Origin of the sequence: Enterobacter sp. PTB (genome assembly GCF_051130085.1) — a bacterium.
In the GTDB taxonomy this organism is placed as follows: Bacteria; Pseudomonadota; Gammaproteobacteria; order Enterobacterales; family Enterobacteriaceae; genus Enterobacter; species Enterobacter ludwigii.
Map to the genome: position 1 here is coordinate 102,743 of NZ_JBDKEE010000010.1, position 18,965 is coordinate 121,707.

General features: G+C 55.5%; 17 protein-coding genes and 1 other RNA gene. 4 read left to right on the top strand and 14 right to left on the bottom strand.

Annotated features, from left to right (window positions below):
- Positions 1-72: 72 nt before the first annotated feature.
- From gcvP to AAIR21_RS14355, 7 genes are all read right to left on the bottom strand, one after another.
- Positions 73-2,946: an aminomethyl-transferring glycine dehydrogenase gene (gcvP, locus tag AAIR21_RS14325; RefSeq protein ID WP_183516700.1), complete on the bottom strand. Its 2,874-nt coding sequence runs from the start codon at positions 2,944-2,946 to the stop codon at positions 73-75.
- A 125-nt stretch (positions 2,947-3,071) separates the two neighbouring features.
- Positions 3,072-3,461, bottom strand: a complete 390-nt coding sequence (gcvH, locus tag AAIR21_RS14330) for a glycine cleavage system protein GcvH (protein ID WP_014171522.1) — start codon at positions 3,459-3,461, stop codon at positions 3,072-3,074.
- A 23-nt stretch (positions 3,462-3,484) separates the two neighbouring features.
- Positions 3,485-4,579, bottom strand: a complete 1,095-nt coding sequence (gene gcvT, locus AAIR21_RS14335; protein ID WP_020883724.1) for a glycine cleavage system aminomethyltransferase GcvT — start codon at positions 4,577-4,579, stop codon at positions 3,485-3,487.
- Between the two features lie 430 nt (positions 4,580-5,009).
- Positions 5,010-6,212, bottom strand: coding sequence for an FAD-dependent 2-octaprenylphenol hydroxylase (gene ubiI, locus AAIR21_RS14340; protein ID WP_183516701.1), 1,203 nt, complete (start codon positions 6,210-6,212; stop codon positions 5,010-5,012).
- A gap of 12 nt (positions 6,213-6,224) precedes the next feature.
- Positions 6,225-7,403 carry a 2-octaprenyl-6-methoxyphenyl hydroxylase gene (gene ubiH, locus AAIR21_RS14345; RefSeq protein ID WP_014171525.1) on the bottom strand — a complete coding sequence of 393 codons (1,179 nt, stop codon included), beginning with the start codon at positions 7,401-7,403 and terminating at the stop codon, positions 6,225-6,227.
- Positions 7,400-8,713 carry a Xaa-Pro aminopeptidase gene (gene pepP, locus AAIR21_RS14350; protein ID WP_183516747.1) on the bottom strand — a complete coding sequence of 438 codons (1,314 nt, stop codon included), beginning with the start codon at positions 8,711-8,713 and terminating at the stop codon, positions 7,400-7,402. The genes ubiH and pepP overlap by 4 nt, the downstream gene beginning before the upstream one ends.
- A 31-nt stretch (positions 8,714-8,744) precedes the next feature.
- Positions 8,745-9,323 carry a YecA family protein gene (locus tag AAIR21_RS14355; protein WP_025203274.1) on the bottom strand — a complete coding sequence of 193 codons (579 nt, stop codon included), beginning with the start codon at positions 9,321-9,323 and terminating at the stop codon, positions 8,745-8,747.
- Between the two features lie 168 nt (positions 9,324-9,491).
- Between AAIR21_RS14355 and zapA the strand changes: the two genes are divergently transcribed.
- The 3 genes from zapA (at position 9,492) to AAIR21_RS14370 (ending at position 10,668) form a co-directional block, all read left to right on the top strand.
- Entirely contained in the window at positions 9,492-9,821 is a 330-nt protein-coding gene (gene zapA, locus AAIR21_RS14360) for a cell division protein ZapA (RefSeq protein WP_006811891.1), read from the top strand.
- Between the two features lie 41 nt (positions 9,822-9,862).
- Positions 9,863-10,046, top strand: a non-coding RNA gene (gene ssrS / locus AAIR21_RS14365) — 6S RNA.
- A gap of 25 nt (positions 10,047-10,071) precedes the next feature.
- Positions 10,072-10,668 carry a 5-formyltetrahydrofolate cyclo-ligase gene (locus AAIR21_RS14370; protein ID WP_032670177.1) on the top strand — a complete coding sequence of 199 codons (597 nt, stop codon included), beginning with the start codon at positions 10,072-10,074 and terminating at the stop codon, positions 10,666-10,668.
- Positions 10,669-10,713: 45 nt separating this feature from the next.
- On the opposite strand, the gene serA is transcribed toward AAIR21_RS14370, so the two are convergent.
- Together serA and rpiA are read right to left on the bottom strand one after the other, a co-directional pair.
- Positions 10,714-11,946, bottom strand: coding sequence for a phosphoglycerate dehydrogenase (serA, locus tag AAIR21_RS14375; RefSeq protein ID WP_014171529.1), 1,233 nt, complete (start codon positions 11,944-11,946; stop codon positions 10,714-10,716).
- A gap of 272 nt (positions 11,947-12,218) precedes the next feature.
- Entirely contained in the window at positions 12,219-12,878 is a 660-nt protein-coding gene (rpiA, locus tag AAIR21_RS14380; protein WP_014171530.1) for a ribose-5-phosphate isomerase RpiA, read from the bottom strand.
- Between the two features lie 127 nt (positions 12,879-13,005).
- Between rpiA and argP the strand changes: the two genes are divergently transcribed.
- Entirely contained in the window at positions 13,006-13,899 is an 894-nt protein-coding gene (argP, locus tag AAIR21_RS14385) for a DNA-binding transcriptional regulator ArgP (protein ID WP_434681329.1), read from the top strand.
- Positions 13,900-13,946: 47 nt separating this feature from the next.
- Here the strand turns inward: argP and AAIR21_RS14390 are convergent, their stop codons facing one another.
- The 5 genes from AAIR21_RS14390 to pgk all read right to left on the bottom strand — a co-directional run bounded on the left by AAIR21_RS14390 (position 13,947) and on the right by pgk (position 18,937).
- Positions 13,947-14,687 carry an oxidative stress defense protein gene (locus AAIR21_RS14390; protein WP_025203272.1) on the bottom strand — a complete coding sequence of 247 codons (741 nt, stop codon included), beginning with the start codon at positions 14,685-14,687 and terminating at the stop codon, positions 13,947-13,949.
- Positions 14,688-14,778: 91 nt separating this feature from the next.
- Positions 14,779-15,414 (bottom strand): arginine exporter ArgO, encoded by a 636-nt coding sequence (gene argO / locus AAIR21_RS14395; RefSeq protein WP_014171533.1) that lies wholly within the window; start codon positions 15,412-15,414, stop codon positions 14,779-14,781.
- Between the two features lie 146 nt (positions 15,415-15,560).
- Positions 15,561-16,415 (bottom strand): small-conductance mechanosensitive channel MscS, encoded by an 855-nt coding sequence (gene mscS, locus AAIR21_RS14400; RefSeq protein ID WP_014171534.1) that lies wholly within the window; start codon positions 16,413-16,415, stop codon positions 15,561-15,563.
- A gap of 187 nt (positions 16,416-16,602) precedes the next feature.
- The gene (gene fbaA, locus AAIR21_RS14405) at positions 16,603-17,682 is read right to left on the bottom strand and encodes a class II fructose-bisphosphate aldolase (protein WP_014171535.1); all 1,080 of its coding nucleotides are present in this window, start codon (positions 17,680-17,682) and stop codon (positions 16,603-16,605) included.
- A gap of 91 nt (positions 17,683-17,773) precedes the next feature.
- Positions 17,774-18,937, bottom strand: coding sequence for a phosphoglycerate kinase (gene pgk, locus AAIR21_RS14410; protein ID WP_014171536.1), 1,164 nt, complete (start codon positions 18,935-18,937; stop codon positions 17,774-17,776).
- Positions 18,938-18,965 lie beyond the last annotated feature (28 nt).

The window sequence follows — 18,965 nt, forward strand, 5'->3', positions numbered from 1 at the left end:
ATGTCTCCTTATAAAAAAAGCCGGGTAGCGTTAACGCTGACCCGGCCTGTACACATTATAACCGTGGAACGATTACTGGTATTCGCTCATTGGCACACACGAGCAGAACAGATTACGGTCACCGTAGACGTCATCGAGACGTTTCACGGTCGGCCAGTATTTGTTTGCTATGCCAGCCGGGAACACCGCCTGCTCACGGGTATAATCGTGCTCCCACCCGGAGACCAGCTCATTCTGGGTGTGCGGTGCGTTAACCAGCGGGTTATCAGCCAGCGTCCACTCACCGGCTTTCACGCGGTCGATTTCAGCGCGGATAGCCAGCATCGCGTCAATAAAGCGGTCCAGCTCAACTTTGCTTTCAGATTCGGTGGGTTCAACCATCAGCGTACCCGCCACCGGGAACGACATGGTTGGCGCATGGAATCCGTAGTCAATCAGACGCTTAGCAATATCCAGTTCGCTGATACCTGTCTCTTCTTTCAAAGGACGGATATCGAGGATGCACTCGTGCGCCACGCGACCATCACGGCCCGTGTAGAGCACCGGATACGCTTCTTTCAGACGCGTTGCGATGTAGTTAGCATTGAGGATAGCCACCTGGCTTGCCTGCTTCAGCCCTTCCGCGCCCATCATGCGGATATACATCCAGCTGATGGGCAGGATTGAGGCGCTACCGAACGGTGCCGCAGAGACCGCGCCCTGACGGGTCAACATGCCTTCAATCTGCACTACGCTGTGGCCTGGGACAAACGGCGCCAGGTGTGCTTTCACACCGATTGGGCCCATACCCGGACCACCACCGCCGTGTGGAATACAGAAAGTTTTATGCAGGTTCAGGTGCGACACATCCGCGCCGATAAAGCCCGGAGAGGTAATGCCAACCTGTGCGTTCATGTTCGCACCGTCGAGATAAACCTGACCGCCGAACTGATGGACCACTTCACATACTTCACGGATGGTCTCTTCGTACACACCGTGGGTGGACGGGTAGGTCACCATGATGCAGGAGAGTTTTTCGCCCGCCTGCTCGGCTTTCGCACGCAGATCGGCCAGGTCAATGTTGCCGTTCTTGTCGCAGGCCACCACCACCACTTCCATACCCGCCATCTGGGCAGACGCCGGGTTGGTGCCATGCGCAGAACTTGGGATCAGGCAAATATCGCGATGCCCTTCATTGCGGCTTTCGTGATAGTGACGAATTGCCAGCAGGCCCGCGTATTCCCCCTGCGCCCCGGAGTTTGGCTGCATGCAGAGTGCATCGTAACCGGTCAGCTTCACCAGCCAGTCGGAGAGCTGGTTGATCATCAGATGGTAACCTTCGGCCTGCTCTGGTGGGCAGAACGGGTGCAGCTCGGAAAATTCAGGCCAGGTGATTGGGATCATCTCTGCCGCAGCGTTCAGCTTCATGGTGCAGGAGCCCAGCGGGATCATCGCCTGGTTCAGCGCCAGGTCTTTGCGCTCCAGAGAGTGCATATAGCGCATCATCTCGGTTTCGCTGTGGTAGCGATTGAACACCGGGTGAGTCAGGATCGCATCATCACGCAGCATGCTTTCCTGGATAGAGCGGCTGTCGAGCGCGACATCTTTATCGAGCGTATCAATATCCAGGCCGTGCGCATCGCCCAGCAAGACGTTAAACAGGTTTACGATATCTTCGCGGGTAGTGCTTTCATCCAGGGTAATGCCTACCGCGTTATGGATGTCGCTACGCAGGTTGATCTCTGCCGCGTCAGCACGAGCCAGCACCACGGCTTTGTCAGCCACTTCAACGCACAGCGTGTCAAAGTAATGGGCGTGGCGCAGTTTCAGGCCTTTCTGCTGCAGACCACAGGCCAGAATATCCGCCAGACGGTGAATACGGCTGGCAATGCGTTTCAGGCCAACCGGACCGTGGAAGACAGCGTACAGGCTGGCGATATTGGCCAGCAGGACCTGCGAGGTACAGATGTTGGAGTTCGCTTTCTCACGACGAATATGCTGCTCGCGAGTCTGCATTGCCATGCGCAGCGCGGTGTTACCGGCGGCATCTTTTGATACGCCGATGATACGGCCAGGCATGGAGCGTTTGAATTCATCTTTTGCGGCAAAGAACGCCGCATGTGGGCCACCGTAGCCCATCGGGACACCAAAGCGTTGTGCAGAACCGAAAACAATATCCGCGCCCTGTTTACCTGGAGCCGTCAGCAGGACCAGCGCCATAAAATCAGCCGCGACGCTGACAACCACTTTGCGGGCTTTCAGCTCAGCAATCAGTGCGCTGTAGTCGTGAACGTCACCGGTGGTGCCGACCTGTTGCAGCAGCACGCCAAACACATCCTGATGATCGAGGACTTTGTCGGCGTCGTCGACAATCACGTCAAAACCAAAGGTTTCGGCACGGGTACGAACCACATCAAGCGTTTGCGGATGCACGTCCGCTGCCACGAAGAAGCGGTTGGCATTTTTCAGTTTGCTCACGCGCTTCGCCATTGCCATTGCTTCGGCGGCTGCGGTGGCTTCATCCAGCAGTGAAGCGGACGCGATATCCAGGCCGGTCAAATCCAGCGTAACCTGCTGGAAGTTCAGCAGCGCTTCCAGACGGCCCTGAGAAACTTCTGGCTGATACGGGGTGTAGGCGGTGTACCAGCCCGGGTTTTCCAGCATATTACGCAGAATAACCGGGGGTAACTGCACGTTGGTGTAGCCCATGCCAATATAAGACTTATAGCGCTTGTTCAGGCCGGCAATCGCCTTCAGCTCCGCCAGAGCGGCGAATTCAGTGGTGGCTTCACCCACCTGAGGCGGCGTGGCAAGCTGGATGTCTTTTGGCACAATCTGGCCGATCAGTGCATTTAATGAATCCGCGCCAACTGTCTTCAGCATCTCCTGCTGTTGCTGAGCATCCGGCCCAATGTGACGTTCAATGAAGGCGCCACGGTTTTCAAGCTGGCTTAAAGTCTGTGTCATGAGCGATGGTTCCTGAAACGTGCAGTGAATGTGTTTTCTCCCTCTCCCGGAGTGAGAGGGCTGGGGTGAGGGTGTCGTCTGTTCCCCTCACCCTACCCTCCCCCCAAAGGGGAGAGGGTTAAGGCTTACTCGTTTTCTAACAGCGCTTCGTACGCGGTGGCATCCAGCAGCGCGGCGACCTGCGATTCGTCGCTGGCTTTGATCTTGAAGATCCAGCCGCCTTCATAAGGCTCGCTGTTCACCAGCTCCGGGGAGTCGCTCAGGGCGTCGTTCACGGCAACAATTTCACCGCTTACCGGGGCGTAGATATCAGAAGCCGCTTTTACGGACTCGGCCACGGCGCAGTCATCGCCTGCTTCCACGGATGCGCCGACTTCAGGCAGGTCAACAAACACCATGTCGCCCAGCAGCTCCTGCGCATGCTCGGTGATCCCTACGGTGTAAGTGCCGTCCGCCTCTTTGCGCAGCCACTCGTGTTCTTTGCTGTATTTCAGTTCTGCTGGCACATTGCTCATTGAAGTTCTCCTGATAAAAATGATTAGGCGACCGGCTTACCGGCGCGAACAAAAATCGGTTTGGTCACGTTGACCGGCATTTCACGGTTGCGGATTTGCACCACTGCCGTTTCGCCAATGCCCGCCGGAACACGCGCCAGTGCAATACTGTAGCCCAGCGTCGGGGAGAAGGTACCGCTGGTGATCACGCCTTCACGCGGGTTGCCGTCAGCATCTGTAAAACGCACCGGCAGCTCGCCGCGCAGCACGCCTTTCTCGGTCATCACCAGGCCTACCAGTTGTTCAGTGCCCTTTTCACGCTGCATTTCCAGCGCTTCACGGCCAATAAACTCACGGTCAGCCGGTTCCCAGGCGATGGTCCAGCCCATGTTGGCCGCCAGCGGTGACACGCCTTCATCCATCTCTTGCCCGTAGAGGTTCATACCGGCTTCCAGACGCAGCGTATCGCGCGCGCCCAGACCTGCCGGCTTAACGCCGGCTTCCACCAGCGCACGCCAGAAATCGGCGGCTTTCTCATTCGGCATGGCAATTTCATAGCCCGCTTCACCGGTGTAGCCGGTGGTCGCGATAAACAGATCGCCCGCCTGTACGCCGAAGAACGGCTTCATGCCGTCGGTGGCTTTACGCTGCTCATCGCTGAACAGAGAGGCGGCTTTAGACTGCGCGTTCGGCCCCTGCACGGCGATCAGCGACAGATCATCGCGGACGGTGATGTCGATGGCGTAAGGTTCAGCGTGTTGGGTAATCCAGGAGAGGTCTTTTTCGCGGGTGGCGGAGTTTACAACGAGGCGGAAGAAATCTTCAGAGAAGTAATAGACGATGAGGTCATCAATTACGCCGCCGGAGGCATTCAGCATGCCGGTGTAGAGCGCTTTGCCTGGCGTCTTCAGTTTGGCGACGTCGTTTGCCAGCAGATAACGTAAAAACTCCCGGGTGCGGCTGCCATGCAGGTCGACAATCGTCATGTGTGACACGTCGAACATACCGGCATCGGTGCGCACCGCGTGGTGCTCATCAATCTGCGAGCCGTAGTGCAGCGGCATCATCCAGCCATGGAAGTCCACCATGCGTGCGCCGCATAACACGTGTTGTTCGTACAAAGGAGTCTGTTGAGCCATCTTTTCCTCGTTGAATAAGCAGGGCTGTCTTGCGTTTCGCACACCTGAACAGTGCCACGAAACCCGGCGCCGCGATCGCTTTCTGGACCCCGACGCAAACGTTCTCTTTTACCTGAACTTACCACCGAAACCGGCGATTAACCATAAGGTAAAACGGGTCATCACATTAGCTTATGACCTAAAAACACGAAAAAGCTTACAGAGTTATTCACTGGCAAACTGCGATTAAACCCGCATAAAATTAACATTGCTCTAACAGGATTTAGCAGATGGTGATATTTCATGCGGAAAAACGGGCGGAATTTACGTAACAAAAAAATAGTAAGATTATATTTTCTAATGCGAAAAATGCGGTGAAATTAGATTATTTCAAACGAGCGAATTTCCCCGGCGCAGAGGCCGGGAAAATAAAGTGTGACGGGGGTCTATATTAGCGCAGCCAGTCCGGCAGGTCGTTAAGACCCATCGCCTGGCGAAGGAGTTGAGGTTTTACGCCCGGAAGGGTATCGGCAAGTTTAAGGCCGAGGTCGCGCAGCAGTTTTTTCGCTGGATTCGCGCCGGCAAACAGCTCACGGAAACCCTGCATGCCTGCCAGCATCAGCGCTGCACTGTGCTTACGGCTGCGTTCGTAGCGACGCAGATAGAGATGCTGGCCGATATCTTTGCCTTCGCGATGCAGGCGACGCAACTCTTCTACCAGCTCTGCCGCGTCCATAAAGCCAAGGTTCACGCCCTGCCCGGCCAGCGGATGGATCGTATGCGCCGCGTCACCCACCAGCGCCAGACGGTGCGCCGCAAACTGACGCGCATAGCGTCCGGTTAACGGGAACACCAGCCGCTCGCTCTCAAGGGTGCATAGCCCAAGACGGTTATCAAACGCGACGCACAGCGCCTGGTTAAACGCCTCGGGAGTCGCCTCCTGCATCTGTTGCGCTTTATCAGGAACCAGAGACCAGACAATCGAACACAGGTGCGGATCGCTCAACGGCAGGAATGCCAGAATGCCGTCATTGTGGAAGATTTGGCGTGCCACCCCACCGTGCGGCTCTTCAGTGCGAATCGTTGCCACCAGAGCATGATGGCGATAGTCCCAGAACGTCAGCGGAATATCCGCCTTGTTACGCAGCCAGGAGTTGGCACCGTCAGCGCCCACAACCAGTCGCGCGGTCAGCATGTCACCGCTTTGCAGGGTGATAAAGGCGTCGTTTTCTCCCCAGGCGACCTGCTGGATTTGCGCCGGTGCCAGCAGCGTGACATCGCTGCAGGACTGCGCTTTTTGCCACAGAGCATGGTGGATAACGGCATTTTCGATGATGTGTCCCAGATGGCTGTAGCCCATGCTTTCATCATCAAACGCGATATGTCCAAAGCTGTCTTTGTCCCACACTTCCATGCCGTGATAACAGCTGGCACGCTGCGCCACGATATCTGACCAGACGCCAAGGTGCGTCAGCAACTTTTCACTGGCCGCATTGATTGCCGAGACGCGCAGTTCCGGCGGCGCGTCCTGCGCGACAGGCTGAGGTACGTTTTGCTCCAGTACCGCAACGCGCAGGCCGCTGCCCTGTAAACCACAGGCCAGCGCCAGTCCTACCATTCCGCCGCCAACGATGGCGACATCAACATTTTGCACGGTGATAACTCCTTAACGCGCGACCCAACCAAGAGTCCGCTGCGCCAGCACGTCACGTGCCGGAATGAATAATTCCATCGCCATCAGCCCAAGATTGCGGCCTGCAACCAGGGGTGCCCAGCGATTGGCAAACAGGTGCACCAGACCATCCGTCACACCAATCGTCGCCTCTTTATCTGCCCGGCGTCGCTTCTGGTAATGGCTGAGCACCGACCAGGCACCACAGTCTTTTTGCTCGCTCCACGCCTGTGAAAGCGTTTCTGCCAGGCTCATCACGTCGCGAAGCCCGAGGTTAAACCCCTGCCCGGCGATGGGATGCAATGTCTGCGCGGCATTGCCGACCAGCGCCATGCGATGGGAGATAGACTGCGAGGCGGTGGTCAGCGACAACGGGTATACGCTCCGCTTTCCCGCGTGGGTAATACGTCCCAGCCGCCAGCCAAAGGCTTTTTGCAGCTCGGTACAAAAACGTTCGTCAGACCAGGTCTGTATCTCAGCCGCGTTGTCCTGCGGATGGCACCATACCAGCGAACTGCGATCGTGGGACATGGGCAGCATCGCCAGCGGGCCATGCTGGGTGAAACGCTCAAAAGCGCGGCCGTTGTGAGCGCCCGCTGTCGAAACGTTAGCAATGACGGCCACCTGCCCGTAGGGCTGTTGTCGCCACTCCACGCCGCACTGCGTGCCGAGCGAAGAGCGCGAACCGTTTGCCGCTACCAGAAGCTGGCCTTCAAGGACGGTACCGTTTTCCAGCACCACGTTGACCGACGCTTCACTGCGGCTAAAGCTGGCCACACGCGCCGGGCAATGCAGGGTCACGCCTGGCGCATCCTTAAGCAGGCGGAACAGGCGTAACCCGACGTCGTGCAGCTCCACAACCCGGCCCAGCGCATCTATACGGTAATCATGCGCATCCAGGGTAACGAAACCGGCATGACCGCGATCGCTGACGTGAACGGTTTTAATCGCCGTCGCGCAGTCGGCTATCGCCTGCCAGATGCCAATGCGTGAGAGTTGCTGACAGGTACCCTGCGCCAGTGCAATGGCGCGGGCATCAAAACCGGGGTGATCAGAGGCCTCTGGCGCAACGGCCTCCACCAGATGCACCGGCAGTTTTCCCTGCGTAAAATGCGAGATGGCCAGTGCCAGCGTGGCTCCGGTCATCCCGCCGCCAACGATAATCACGCTCATACGCGTGCCGCTGCCATCAGCGCCTCGATATCGTCAGCATTTTTCACGACGCTGGCGGTCAGGTTTTCGTTGCCGGTTTCGGTAATGACGATGTCATCTTCGATACGAATGCCAATCCCACGGTATGCTTCCGGCACGTCGGCATCCGGCGCGATATACAGCCCCGGCTCAACGGTTAATACCATGCCTGGCTCCAGCACGCGGGAACGATCGGCACCGTATGCCCCCACGTCATGCACATCCAGCCCTAGCCAGTGGCTCAGGCCGTGCATAAAGTACGGACGATGCGCGTTCTCGGTAATCAGGGTATCCACGTCGCCTTTCAGGATACCGAGCTTCACCAGACCGGTGATCATGATGCGCACCACTTCGCCGGTCACTTCCTGAATGGACGTGCCTGGACGGTACAGCCTGAGCGCCGTCTCGAGCGATTCGAGGACGATGTCATACACCGCGCGCTGTGCGGGGGTGAATTTACCGTTCACCGGGAACGTACGGGTAATATCGCCCGCATACCCCTGGAATTCGCATCCGGCGTCAATCAACACCAGATCGCCATCGCGCAGCGCACTTTCGTTTTCGGTGTAGTGCAGAATGCAGCCGTTTTCACCGCCGCCGACAATGGTGTTGTAAGAAGGATAACGCGCGCCGTGGCGGTTAAATTCGTGATGAATCTCCCCTTCCAGCTGGTATTCAAACATTCCCGGGCGGCATTTCTCCATGGCGCGGGTGTGCGCCAGCGCGCTGATTTCACCCGCACGGCGCATCACGTCCAGCTCTTCCGGCGATTTGAACAGACGCATCTCATGCACCACCGGACGCCAGTCCGTCAGGGTGGCTGGCGCGGACAGATTCTGCCTCGAACCTTTGCGCAGCTTATCCAGAGCGGTAAAGACAATCTCATCGGCATACGCATACTCGCCCTGCGCGTGGTAAAGCACATCCAGGCCATTGAGCAGTTGATAGAGCTGCTGGTTGATTTCACTGAATGCCAGCGCCCGATCCACCCCCAGCTTCTCTGGCGCAGCCTCTTGCCCTAAGCGGCGGCCAAACCAGATTTCGGCTGTGAGATCGCGAACGCGGTTAAAAATCACGCTGTGGTTGTGGGTGTCATGACTCTTAATCAGCACCAGTACCGCTTCCGGCTCGTTGAAGCCGGTGAAGTACCAGAAATCGCTGCTCTGGCGATAGGGGTATTCGCTGTCGGCGCTGCGCGTCACTTCTGGCGCAGCAAAAATCAGCGCGGCGCTGCCCGGCTGCATATTGGCCAGCAGCGCCTGACGACGGCGCGAATACTCTTGATTTGAGATAACCATGACACCCTCCTGTGCGTTATTTTTCTTAATGTAAGGTTGGCTTGCGGACTTCCGGCGCGGTCGGCTGCGAACGCGTAAAGTGGTCGTGGCACAGCAAAGCAGCAACGCGAACGTATTCGATGATCTCTTCGAGAGACATTTCCAGCTCTTCCTGGTCTTCGTCTTCATCGTAGCCCAACTGCGCAATGTTACGCAGATCGTCGATCGCCTCACCCGCTTCGCCGGTCACTTTATCGAGTTTCGGCTGCGTGACGCCCAGCCCCAACAGGTAGTGGTTGACCCAACCTGCGAGCGCATCGGCACGATCGAAGACGCTGACGTCATCACCTTCAGGCAGATAAAGCTGAAAAAGGAAGCCATCGTCTTCCAGCGAATCGCTGATCGCGGAGTGCATTTTACGCACGGCTTCCGCCAGCTCGTGACCAAACGCCAGCCCTTCGTTCGTCAGGTCGTGGATCAGCGGCTGCCATGAGCTGTCGCTGTTTCCGCCGCACAGCATGCCACTGATCAGACCGTGCATTTCCGCAGAGGTTAAACCGACTCCCTGCTGGTTCAGTAACTGGTTTAAATCCTTGTAACCAGGCATTTCGTTCTGTATAGACATGCGCATTCGTCATCGTTGGGAGGAATATTCATGATATGCTACCACTTTGGACCCTGGTGATACCAGAAAAGGGCTTGTATCTTCACATCAGGGTAGCTATAGTGTCGCCCCTTCGCAGCCCCCGGGGCAGTAAGCGAAGGCAGCGCAGTCAATCAGCAGGAAGGTGGCATGTCTGCACAACCCGTCGATCTCCAGATTTTTGGCCGTTCACTGCGAGTGAATTGTCCGCCTGAACAAAGGGATGCCTTGAATCAGGCTGCGGACGATTTGAATCAGCGGTTGCAAGATCTCAAAGAACGCACTAGAGTCACAAATACTGAGCAGCTGGTTTTCATCGCCGCGTTGAACATCAGTTATGAACTGACTCAGGAAAAAGCGAAGACCCGCGATTACGCGGCAAGCATGGAGCAGCGCATTAAAATGCTCCAGCAGACCATTGAACAGGCATTGCTTGATCAAGGTCGCAATCCCGAAAGACCGGGACCAAAGTTTGAATAACACTTCTCAGTTGACTATGGTAGAGTAACTGTGAAGACAAAATTTCTCTGAGATGTTCGCAAGCGGGCCAGTCCCCTGAGCCGATATTTCATACCACAAGAATGTGGCGCTCCATGGTTGGTGAGCATGCTCGGTTCGTCCGAGAAGCCTTAAAACTATGACGACACATTCACCTTGAACCAAGGGTTCAAGGGTTACAGCCTGCGGCGGCATCTCGGAGATTCCCTCTCTTTTTCTTCTACCGACTACCATGACCCAACTCCCTGAAGTATCTTCCTCACGCCAGGACATCCGTCAGCTCATGCGTCAACGCCGTCGTGCGTTAACTCCCGAACAGCAAGCACAGTTTGCCCAGCAAGGCGCAGCCCGTATGATGGCCTATCCCCCTGTTGTGATGGCGCGTACCGTCGCCCTGTTCCTCTCGTTTGATGGCGAGCTGGATACTCAACCGCTGATAGAACAGCTGTGGCGCGCCGGGAAAAGAGTGTACCTGCCGGTGCTGCATCCGTTTAGCCAGGGAAATCTGCTGTTTTTACACTACCATCCGCACAGCGAACTGGTGGTGAATCGTCTGAAAATCACCGAACCAAAACTCGACGTCCGCGACGTCCTCCCCCTCTCAGAACTGGATGTACTGATCACGCCGCTGGTGGCGTTTGATGAGCAGGGTCAGCGCTTAGGGATGGGGGGCGGTTTTTATGACAGGACGCTGCAAAACTGGCAGCAGTATCATTTACAGCCTGTGGGGTACGCACATGACTGTCAGGGCGTCGAAGCCTTGCCGGTAGAGAAGTGGGATATTCCGCTGCCGGCGGTAGTGACGCCGGGCAAAACCTGGCGCTGGTAAAATAAAGCCGGGTAGCGACCCGGCTTTATGCTCACAGAAACAGAATCAGTACAGCAGACGGGCGCGAATGGTACCCGGAATGGCCTTCATGCTCTGCAGCGCTTTTTCCGCTACATCTTCGTCCGCTTCAATATCAATTACCACGTAACCCATCTGAGAGTTCGTTTGCAGATACTGCGCGGCAATGTTGACGCTCTGCTCGGCAAAGATCTGGTTGATTGCAGTCAGCACGCCCGGACGGTTTTCATGGATGTGCAGCAGACGACGGCCACCGTGCAACGGCAGAGACACTTCCGGGAAGTTCACGGCAGAGAGCGTAGAACCGTTGTCGGAGTATTTGCTCAGCTTGCCCGCGACTTCCAGACCGATATTTTCCTGCGCTTCCTGCGTCGAGCCGCCGATGTGCGGCGTCAGGATCACGTTGTCGAATTCGCACAGCGGAGAGGTGAACGGATCGCTGTTGGTAGCAGGCTCAGTCGGGAAGACGTCGATTGCCGCCCCCGCCAGATGCTTACGCTTCAGCGCATCGCACAGCGCCGGAATATCGACAACCGTACCGCGCGCGGCGTTGATCAGCAGTGACCCCGGCTTCATCAGCGCCAGTTCCTCAGCACCCATCATGTTTTTCGTCGACGCATTTTCCGGCACATGCAGGCTGACCACGTCGCTCATGTTCAGCAGGTCAGAGAGGTGTTGAACCTGAGTGGCGTTGCCCAACGGCAGTTTGCTTTCGATATCATAAAAATAGACATGCATCCCCAGGGATTCAGCCAGGATCCCCAGCTGAGTACCGATGTGACCATAGCCGATGATACCGAGTTTTTTACCACGGGCTTCGTATGAACCCGCAGCCAGTTTGTTCCACACGCCGCGGTGCGCTTTGGCGTTAGCTTCCGGAATACCACGCAGCAACAGCAGCAGCTCGCCAATCACTAACTCCGCCACGGAACGGGTGTTGGAGAACGGGGCGTTAAAGACAGGCACACCGCGTTTTGCGGCGGCATTCAGATCAACCTGGTTGGTACCGATGCAGAAACAGCCGATGGCAACCAACTTTTCCGCCGCGGCAATCACGTCTTCAGTCAGTTGGGTACGGGATCGCAGGCCAATGAAATGGGCATCACGGATGGACGCTTTCAGCTCTTCGGTGTCCAGCGCGCCTTTGTGAAATTCGATGTTGGTGTAACCTGCTGCACGAAGGCTATCAAGCGCTTTCTGATGCACGCCCTCAACCAGCAGGAATTTAATCTTGTCTTTCTCCAGTGATACCTTTGCCATTTACCTTACCCGACCCTGTTTTTGTCTGAACTGATGTTGTGCTGGATTAAAATCCGCTGTAGCCAACATATCAAAAAAAACTATTGCAGCAATATGAACGTTTGCGTCGGCACTCTGAAGAAAAGTCATACAGAGCAAAATGACAGAGGAAAATGCTGTAGAAATTTGCGAATGCGGCAGGATCGGCAAACGAGAGGTAAAAAGCGTGACACAAGTCACCGAATTTAGCTTTTCAAAATTTTTTTAGCGGGGGGAGGGCTCCCCCCATCAGATCATTTTACGATGGTTTGCACGCCATCTGCCGTGCCGATCAGCGCGACATCCGCGCCACGGTTGGCGAATAACCCCACAGTCACTACGCCTGGAATACCGTTAATGGCATTTTCCAGCGCAATGGCGTCGAGAATTTCCAGACCGTGAACGTCGAGGATCACGTTGCCGTTATCAGTGATGACGCCCTGACGATATTCCGGGCGTCCACCCAGTCTCACCAGTTCACGCGCCACAGCGCTACGCGCCATTGGGATCACTTCTACCGGCAGCGGGAATTTACCCAGGATATCAACCTGCTTTGACGCATCGGCGATACAGATGAATTTATCCGCCACGGAGGCGATGATTTTTTCACGCGTCAGCGCCGCACCGCCGCCTTTGATCATCTGCATATGGCCGTTGATTTCATCCGCGCCATCAACGTAGATGCCAAGACGGTCAACTTCATTCAGATCGAAAACGGTGATGCCAAGGCTTTTCAGCTTTTCCGTGGAAGCGTCGGAGCTGGAAACTGCGCCCTCGATCTGCCCTTTCATCGTGCCCAGCGCATCGATAAAGTGTGCCGCCGTCGAGCCCGTACCAACACCGACAATGGTACCCGGTTGCACATACTGGAGAGCGGCCCATCCTACTGCTTTTTTCAGTTCATCCTGCGTCATGATCGTTTAGCCTGTGGTGTGAAAACGTAGGCCGCATTATAGAACACGTCGGATGGATTTCGTCTGCCACGAAGGGAAAATTGTGTCATAGTGCAGATTAAGCAAAATTAAGGAGTCAGCCAGAGCAATGAAACGTCCGGACTACAGAACACTACAGGCACTTGATGCAGTTATTCGTGAACGCGGTTTTGAGCGCGCAGCGCAAAAGCTTTGTATCACTCAGTCCGCCGTATCACAACGCATCAAGCAGCTGGAAAACATGTTCGGGCAGCCTCTGCTGGTACGTACTGTTCCACCGCGTCCAACGGAGCAAGGGCAAAAGCTCCTCGCCCTGCTGCGCCAGGTTGAACTGCTCGAAGATGAGTGGCTGGGTGACGAACAGACCGGCTCAACGCCGCTGCTGCTCTCGCTGGCGGTGAACGCCGACAGTCTGGCAACCTGGCTGTTGCCGGCCCTTGCGCCGGTGTTAGCGGACTCCCCGATTCGCCTGAATCTGCAGGTTGAAGATGAAACCCGTACGCAGGAGCGCCTGCGTCGCGGTGAAGTGGTTGGGGCGGTCAGTATCCAGCCTCAGGCGCTGCCGAGCTGTCTTGTCGATCAGCTGGGCGCACTGGACTATCTGTTTGTCGGCTCAAAAGCGTTTGCCGAGCGCTACTTCCCGAACGGCGTCACCCGCGCCGCGCTGCTGAAAGCCCCTGCGGTAGCGTTCGACCATCTGGACGATATGCATCAGGCCTTCCTGCAGCAAAACTTCGATCTGCCGCCGGGCAGCGTGCCATGTCATATCGTGAACTCGTCTGAAGCGTTTGTGCAGCTCGCACGTCAGGGCACGACCTGCTGTATGATCCCGCACCTGCAGATAGAGAAAGAGTTGAAAAGCGGTGAGCTGATTGACTTAACGCCGGGGCTGTATCAGCGCCGGATGCTCTACTGGCACCGTTTTTCGCCAGAAAGCCGCATGATGCGCAACGTCACCGACGCGCTGCTGGCGTATGGGCATAAGGTGTTGAGACAGGATTAAGGAACAATTCCCCTCTCCTGACGGGAGAGGGGAATTGTGAAGACAGATTACTGCGCTTTTGCCGGCTCAGTCTGCTGACTTTGGGTCGGCTGCAGCTGGAACACCACATCAACCTGATCGTCGAACTGAATCGTCGGCTGCTCATAAGTTTCCTGAGCAGACACCGGCGCCGCGTCGGCCTTCATCATCCGTACCATCGGGCTTGGCTGATAATTTGAGACGTGGTAACGCACGCTGTATACCGGACCGAGCTTACTGTTGAACCCGGACGCCAGCTGTTGCGCCTGATGGATTGCATCATCAATGGCGGCTTTACGCGCCTGGTCTTTGTATTTTTCCGGTTGCGCAACGCCCAGTGAGACGGAACGAATTTCGTTCAGACCCGCTTTCAGCGCGCCATCCAGCAGCGAGTTCAGTTTATCGAGCTGACGCACGGTCACTTCAACGGTGCGCACGGCACGGTAGCCTTTCAGGATGCTTTTACCGTTCTGGTAGTCGTAATCAGGCTGGGTACGCAGGTTGGCAGAGCTGATGTCTTTTTTAGCGACACCGTTCTGCTCCAGGAAAGAGAGATATTGCGCAACACGATCGTCAGCCTGCTTCTTGGCAGAAGCGGCATCTTTCGCGGCCACGTTCACTTCAATTGCCAGCGTTGCAACATCGGGTACCGCATCCACGCTTGCGGTGCCTGAAGTGACGATGTGCGGGCCATCAGGCAATTCACTTGCCTGCACCGACACCGCACCTAAACTCACTAATGCCGCCAGGGCCATCACTTTAAACTTCACTGTCATTCCTCCATGTTGCGAAGAGTGCCCAACAACAGGGCGCATGCCAGCAAGCTTAGCGGCTCTCGCTCAGTTGTCCATAAGACAACGCTTAGTTGAGCAATTCCTGAACATGATGAATCCCCTCTTTTGCCAGCTGAAAGGCAATAAACCACATCACCACGCCCACCAGCGTGTTGATGATCCGCTGGGCTTTAGCGGTACGCAGACGCGGGGCCAGCCATGCCGCCAGAATCGCGAGACCGAAGAACCACAGGAATGAGGCGCTGACGGTACCCAGGGCAAACCAGCGTTTTGGCTCAACGTCGAGCTGCCCACCCAGGCTGCCCAGCACCACAAAGGTATCCAGATAAACGTGCGGGTTGAGCCAGGTGACCGCCAGCATGGTGACGATAATCTTCCAGCGGCCCTGCTTCATGACCTCGGCGCTCGCCAGTTCGAGATTGCTGCTCATTGCCGTTTTCAGCGCCCCAAACCCATACCACAGCAGGAACGCTACCCCACCCCAGGTCACCAGCGCCAGAAGCCATGGAGACTGCATCAGCAGCGCACTGCCGCCAAAGATTCCGGCGCAGATCAGCAGCAAATCGCTCACCGCGCACAGCAGGGCAATCATGAGATGATACTGACGGCGAATGCCCTGGTTCATCACGAACGCGTTTTGCGGGCCAAGGGGAAGGATCATGGCCGCACCTAATGCAAGGCCTTGAAAATAATAAGATAACATGAATAAATTCTCAGCAAGTTGTCCTGGGAGCTGACTATACTGCGAGAACCTTATTAGAGGAAATTGATAATATTAATTGGTGATTAGTATTGCTAATAAAAAGGCCCGGTGGCGTTGCCGCTCACCGGGCCTGCTGAGGAAGAGGATTACTCGGCTTCTTTTTCGCGTTTAAGGTTCACGTCCATCTGTGGATACGGGAAGCTGATCCCGTTGGCATCAAAATCACGTTTGATACGTTCCAGAACATCCCAGTAAACGTTTTGCAGATCGCTGCTTTTGCTCCAGATGCGCACGACAAAGTTGATGGAGGATGCCCCCAACTCGTTCAGGCGAACGGTCTGCTCTTTATCTTTCAAAATACGATCGTCGGAGGCAATGATATTGGCGATCAGCGATTTCACCTGATCGATATCAGAGTCATACGCCACGCTGATAATCAGCTCGTTACGACGCACCGGCTCGCGGGAGAAGTTAATGATGTTGCCCGCGATAATTTTCCCGTTCGGTACCACCACGATACGGCCATCCACAGTTCGCAGGGTGGTTGAGAAAATCTGCACCTGCAGTACGGTGCCGGCAATACCGCCCAGGTCAACGTACTCGCCAGAGCGGAACGGACGGAAGGTTACCAGCAACACACCCGCTGCCAGGTTCGAGAGCGACCCCTGCAGTGCCAGACCAATGGCCAGACCGGCGGCACCGAGAACAGCAATCACCGAGGCAGTCTGTACGCCAACACGCCCCAGTGCAGCAATCAGCGTAAAGGCAATAATACCGTAGCGCACCAGTGCAGAGAGGAAGTCAGCCACAGTAGCGTCAATGTGACGCGCCAGCATCACGCGGTTTACGGCGTTTGATACGATACGCGCCACGATCATCCCGACAATGATGATGGCAATCGCCGCGACGATGTTAACGGCATAGCTCAACAGCAGCGCCTGGTTGCGCACCAGCCAGTTACCGGCATTATTGATGCTGTCTACAACATCGAGTTGTTCCATTTAGTCTTCCTTTTGTTATCCCAAAAACACAAAATCCATCCCCCATGGAGACAGGCAGGTCAGTAAAGGGTAAACAAAAAGGACCGGTTTTGCCAAACAGATCACATAAACGGGCCGGGCAGACCATTGAAAAAACATAAAAAAAGGCCCGCATTCGCGGGCCTTCTGATGCTATGAGGAGCTTAAATTACAGAACGTCAACCGCGTTCAGTTCTTTGAAAGCCTGCTCCAGACGCGCCACCATGGAAGTCTGCGCAGCACGCAGCCATACACGTGGATCGTAGTATTTCTTGTTCGGCTGGTCTTCGCCTTTCGGGTTGCCCAGCTGGCCCTGCAGGTAAGCTTCGTTCGTTTTGTAGTACTGCAGGATACCGTCCCATGTTGCCCACTGGGTGTCGGTATCGATGTTCATTTTCACTACGCCGTAGCTTACGGAGTCTTTGATTTCCTGAGCAGAAGAACCGGAACCGCCGTGGAAGACGAAGTTCAGGCTGTTGTGCGGCAGGTTGTGTTTCTTAGAAACGTATTCCTGAGAATCACGCAGGATAGTTGGGGTCAGAACCACGTTACCTGGTTTGTAAACGCCGTGTACGTTACCGAAGGACGCTGCGATGGTGAAGCGTGGGCTGATTTTGCTCAGCTCGGTGTAAGCGTAATCAACGTCTTCTGGCTGGGTGTACAGTGCAGAAGCGTCCATGTGGCTGTTGTCCACGCCGTCTTCTTCACCACCGGTGCAACCCAGTTCGATTTCCAGGGTCATGTCCATTTTGGCCATGCGCGCCAGGTACTTAGAGCAGATTTCGATGTTTTCGTGCAGGGACTCTTCAGACAGGTCGATCATGTGAGAAGAGAACAGTGGCTTACCGGTCGCTGCGAAGTGTTTTTCGCCCGCGTCCAGCAGACCGTCGATCCACGGCAGCAGTTTCTTCGCGCAGTGGTCAGTGTGCAGGATAACCGGAACACCGTAGTGTTCAGCCATCTGGTGTACATGGTGCGCACCAGAGATTGCGCCCAGGATTGCCGCGCCCTGAGGAACGTCAGTTTTCACGCCTTTACCAGCGATGAATGCTGCGCCACCGTTAGAGAACTGAACGATAACCGGTGCTTTAACTTTTGCAGCAGCTTCCAGTACGGCGTTAATGGAGTCGGTACCAACGCAGTTAACTGCTGGCAGAGCGAAGTTGTTTTCTTTAGCTACCTGGAACACTTTCTGAACGTCATCACCAGTGATCACGCCAGGTTTTACGAAATCAAAAATTTTAGACATGTTGCTTAGTCCTGTATCTTCGGCCGTTAGAAAAGGTGCGAGCTCTTAAAGCGCGCTGAAAATTGGGCAGGTTTCCCTGCCCTTGAATGGCTTACTTCTTAGCGCGCTCTTCGAGCATTGCTACTGCTGGCAGTACTTTGCCTTCCACGAACTCGAGGAATGCGCCGCCACCAGTGGAGATGTAGGAGATCTTGTCAGAAATACCGAACAGGTCGATTGCTGCCAGCGTATCACCGCCGCCTGCGATAGAGAACGCTTCGCTGTCTGCGATAGCGTTAGCAACGATTTCAGTACCTTTGCGGAAGTTCGGGAATTCGAACACGCCAACAGGACCATTCCACAGGATAGTTTTTGCGTTTTTCAGGATTTCAGCCAGTTTCTGTGCAGAAACGTCGCCCAGGTCCAGAATCTGCTCATCATCTTTGATGTCGTTAACAGATTTCAGGGTCGCTGTCGCTGTTTCAGAGAACTCAGTCGCGACGCGAACATCCGTTGGAACCGGGATATCGCAGGTGGTCAGCAGACGTTTTGCTTCGTCAACCAGATCCGCTTCGTACAGGGATTTACCGACGTTATGGCCTTGTGCCGCCACGAAGGTGTTCGCGATACCACCGCCAACGATCAGCTGGTCAGCGATTTTAGACAGCGAATCCAGTACGGTCAGTTTGGTAGAAACTTTAGAACCACCAACGATTGCAACCATTGGACGAGCAGGTTCTTTCAGCGCTTTACCCAGTGCGTCCAGCTCAGCAGCCAGCAGAGGACCGGCACACGCAACGTCTGCGAATTTACCGATACCGTGGGTTGAAGCCTGCGCACGGTGAGCAGTACCGAAAGCGTCCATCACGAATACGTCACACAGTGCAGCGTATTTTTTGGACAGCGCTTCGTCGTCTTTCTTTTCGCCTTTGTTGAAGCGAACGTTTTCCAGAACAACCAGTTCACCGGCAGCGATGTCTACGCCGTCCAGGTAATCTTTTACCAGGCGAACCGGGTTGGACAGTTTGTCTTTCAGGTAATTAACAACTGGCAGCAGAGAGAACTCTTCATTGTACTCGCCTTCAGTTGGACGACCCAGGTGGGAGGTCACCATCACTTTAGCGCCCTGCTTCAGAGCCAGTTCGATGGTTGGCAGAGATGCACGGATACGCGCGTCGCTGGTCACTTTGCCATCTTTAACCGGTACGTTCAGATCAGCACGGATGAAAACGCGTTTACCAGCCAGATCCAGATCGGTCATCTTAATTACAGACATGGTGAATCCTCTCGTTGATTCTTAAAGT

Bases quoted from the DNA above. Each gene is read 5' to 3' on its own strand.
- mscS (WP_014171534.1), bottom strand. From the start codon at position 16,415: ATGGAACAACTCGATGTTGTAGACAGCATCAATAATGCCGGTAACTGG.
- gcvT (WP_020883724.1), bottom strand. From the start codon at position 4,579: ATGGCTCAACAGACTCCTTTGTACGAACAACACGTGTTATGCGGCGCA.
- AAIR21_RS14370 (WP_032670177.1), top strand. From the start codon at position 10,072: ATGACCCAACTCCCTGAAGTATCTTCCTCACGCCAGGACATCCGTCAG.
- AAIR21_RS14355 (WP_025203274.1), bottom strand. From the start codon at position 9,323: ATGTCTATACAGAACGAAATGCCTGGTTACAAGGATTTAAACCAGTTA.
- gcvH (WP_014171522.1), bottom strand. From the start codon at position 3,461: ATGAGCAATGTGCCAGCAGAACTGAAATACAGCAAAGAACACGAGTGG.
- ubiH (WP_014171525.1), bottom strand. From the start codon at position 7,403: ATGAGCGTGATTATCGTTGGCGGCGGGATGACCGGAGCCACGCTGGCA.
- argO (WP_014171533.1), bottom strand. From the start codon at position 15,414: ATGTTATCTTATTATTTTCAAGGCCTTGCATTAGGTGCGGCCATGATC.
- zapA (WP_006811891.1), top strand. From the start codon at position 9,492: ATGTCTGCACAACCCGTCGATCTCCAGATTTTTGGCCGTTCACTGCGA.
- rpiA (WP_014171530.1), bottom strand. From the start codon at position 12,878: ATGACGCAGGATGAACTGAAAAAAGCAGTAGGATGGGCCGCTCTCCAG.
- fbaA (WP_014171535.1), bottom strand. From the start codon at position 17,682: ATGTCTAAAATTTTTGATTTCGTAAAACCTGGCGTGATCACTGGTGAT.
- pgk (WP_014171536.1), bottom strand. From the start codon at position 18,937: ATGTCTGTAATTAAGATGACCGATCTGGATCTGGCTGGTAAACGCGTT.
- serA (WP_014171529.1), bottom strand. From the start codon at position 11,946: ATGGCAAAGGTATCACTGGAGAAAGACAAGATTAAATTCCTGCTGGTT.
- gcvP (WP_183516700.1), bottom strand. From the start codon at position 2,946: ATGACACAGACTTTAAGCCAGCTTGAAAACCGTGGCGCCTTCATTGAA.
- argP (WP_434681329.1), top strand. From the start codon at position 13,006: ATGAAACGTCCGGACTACAGAACACTACAGGCACTTGATGCAGTTATT.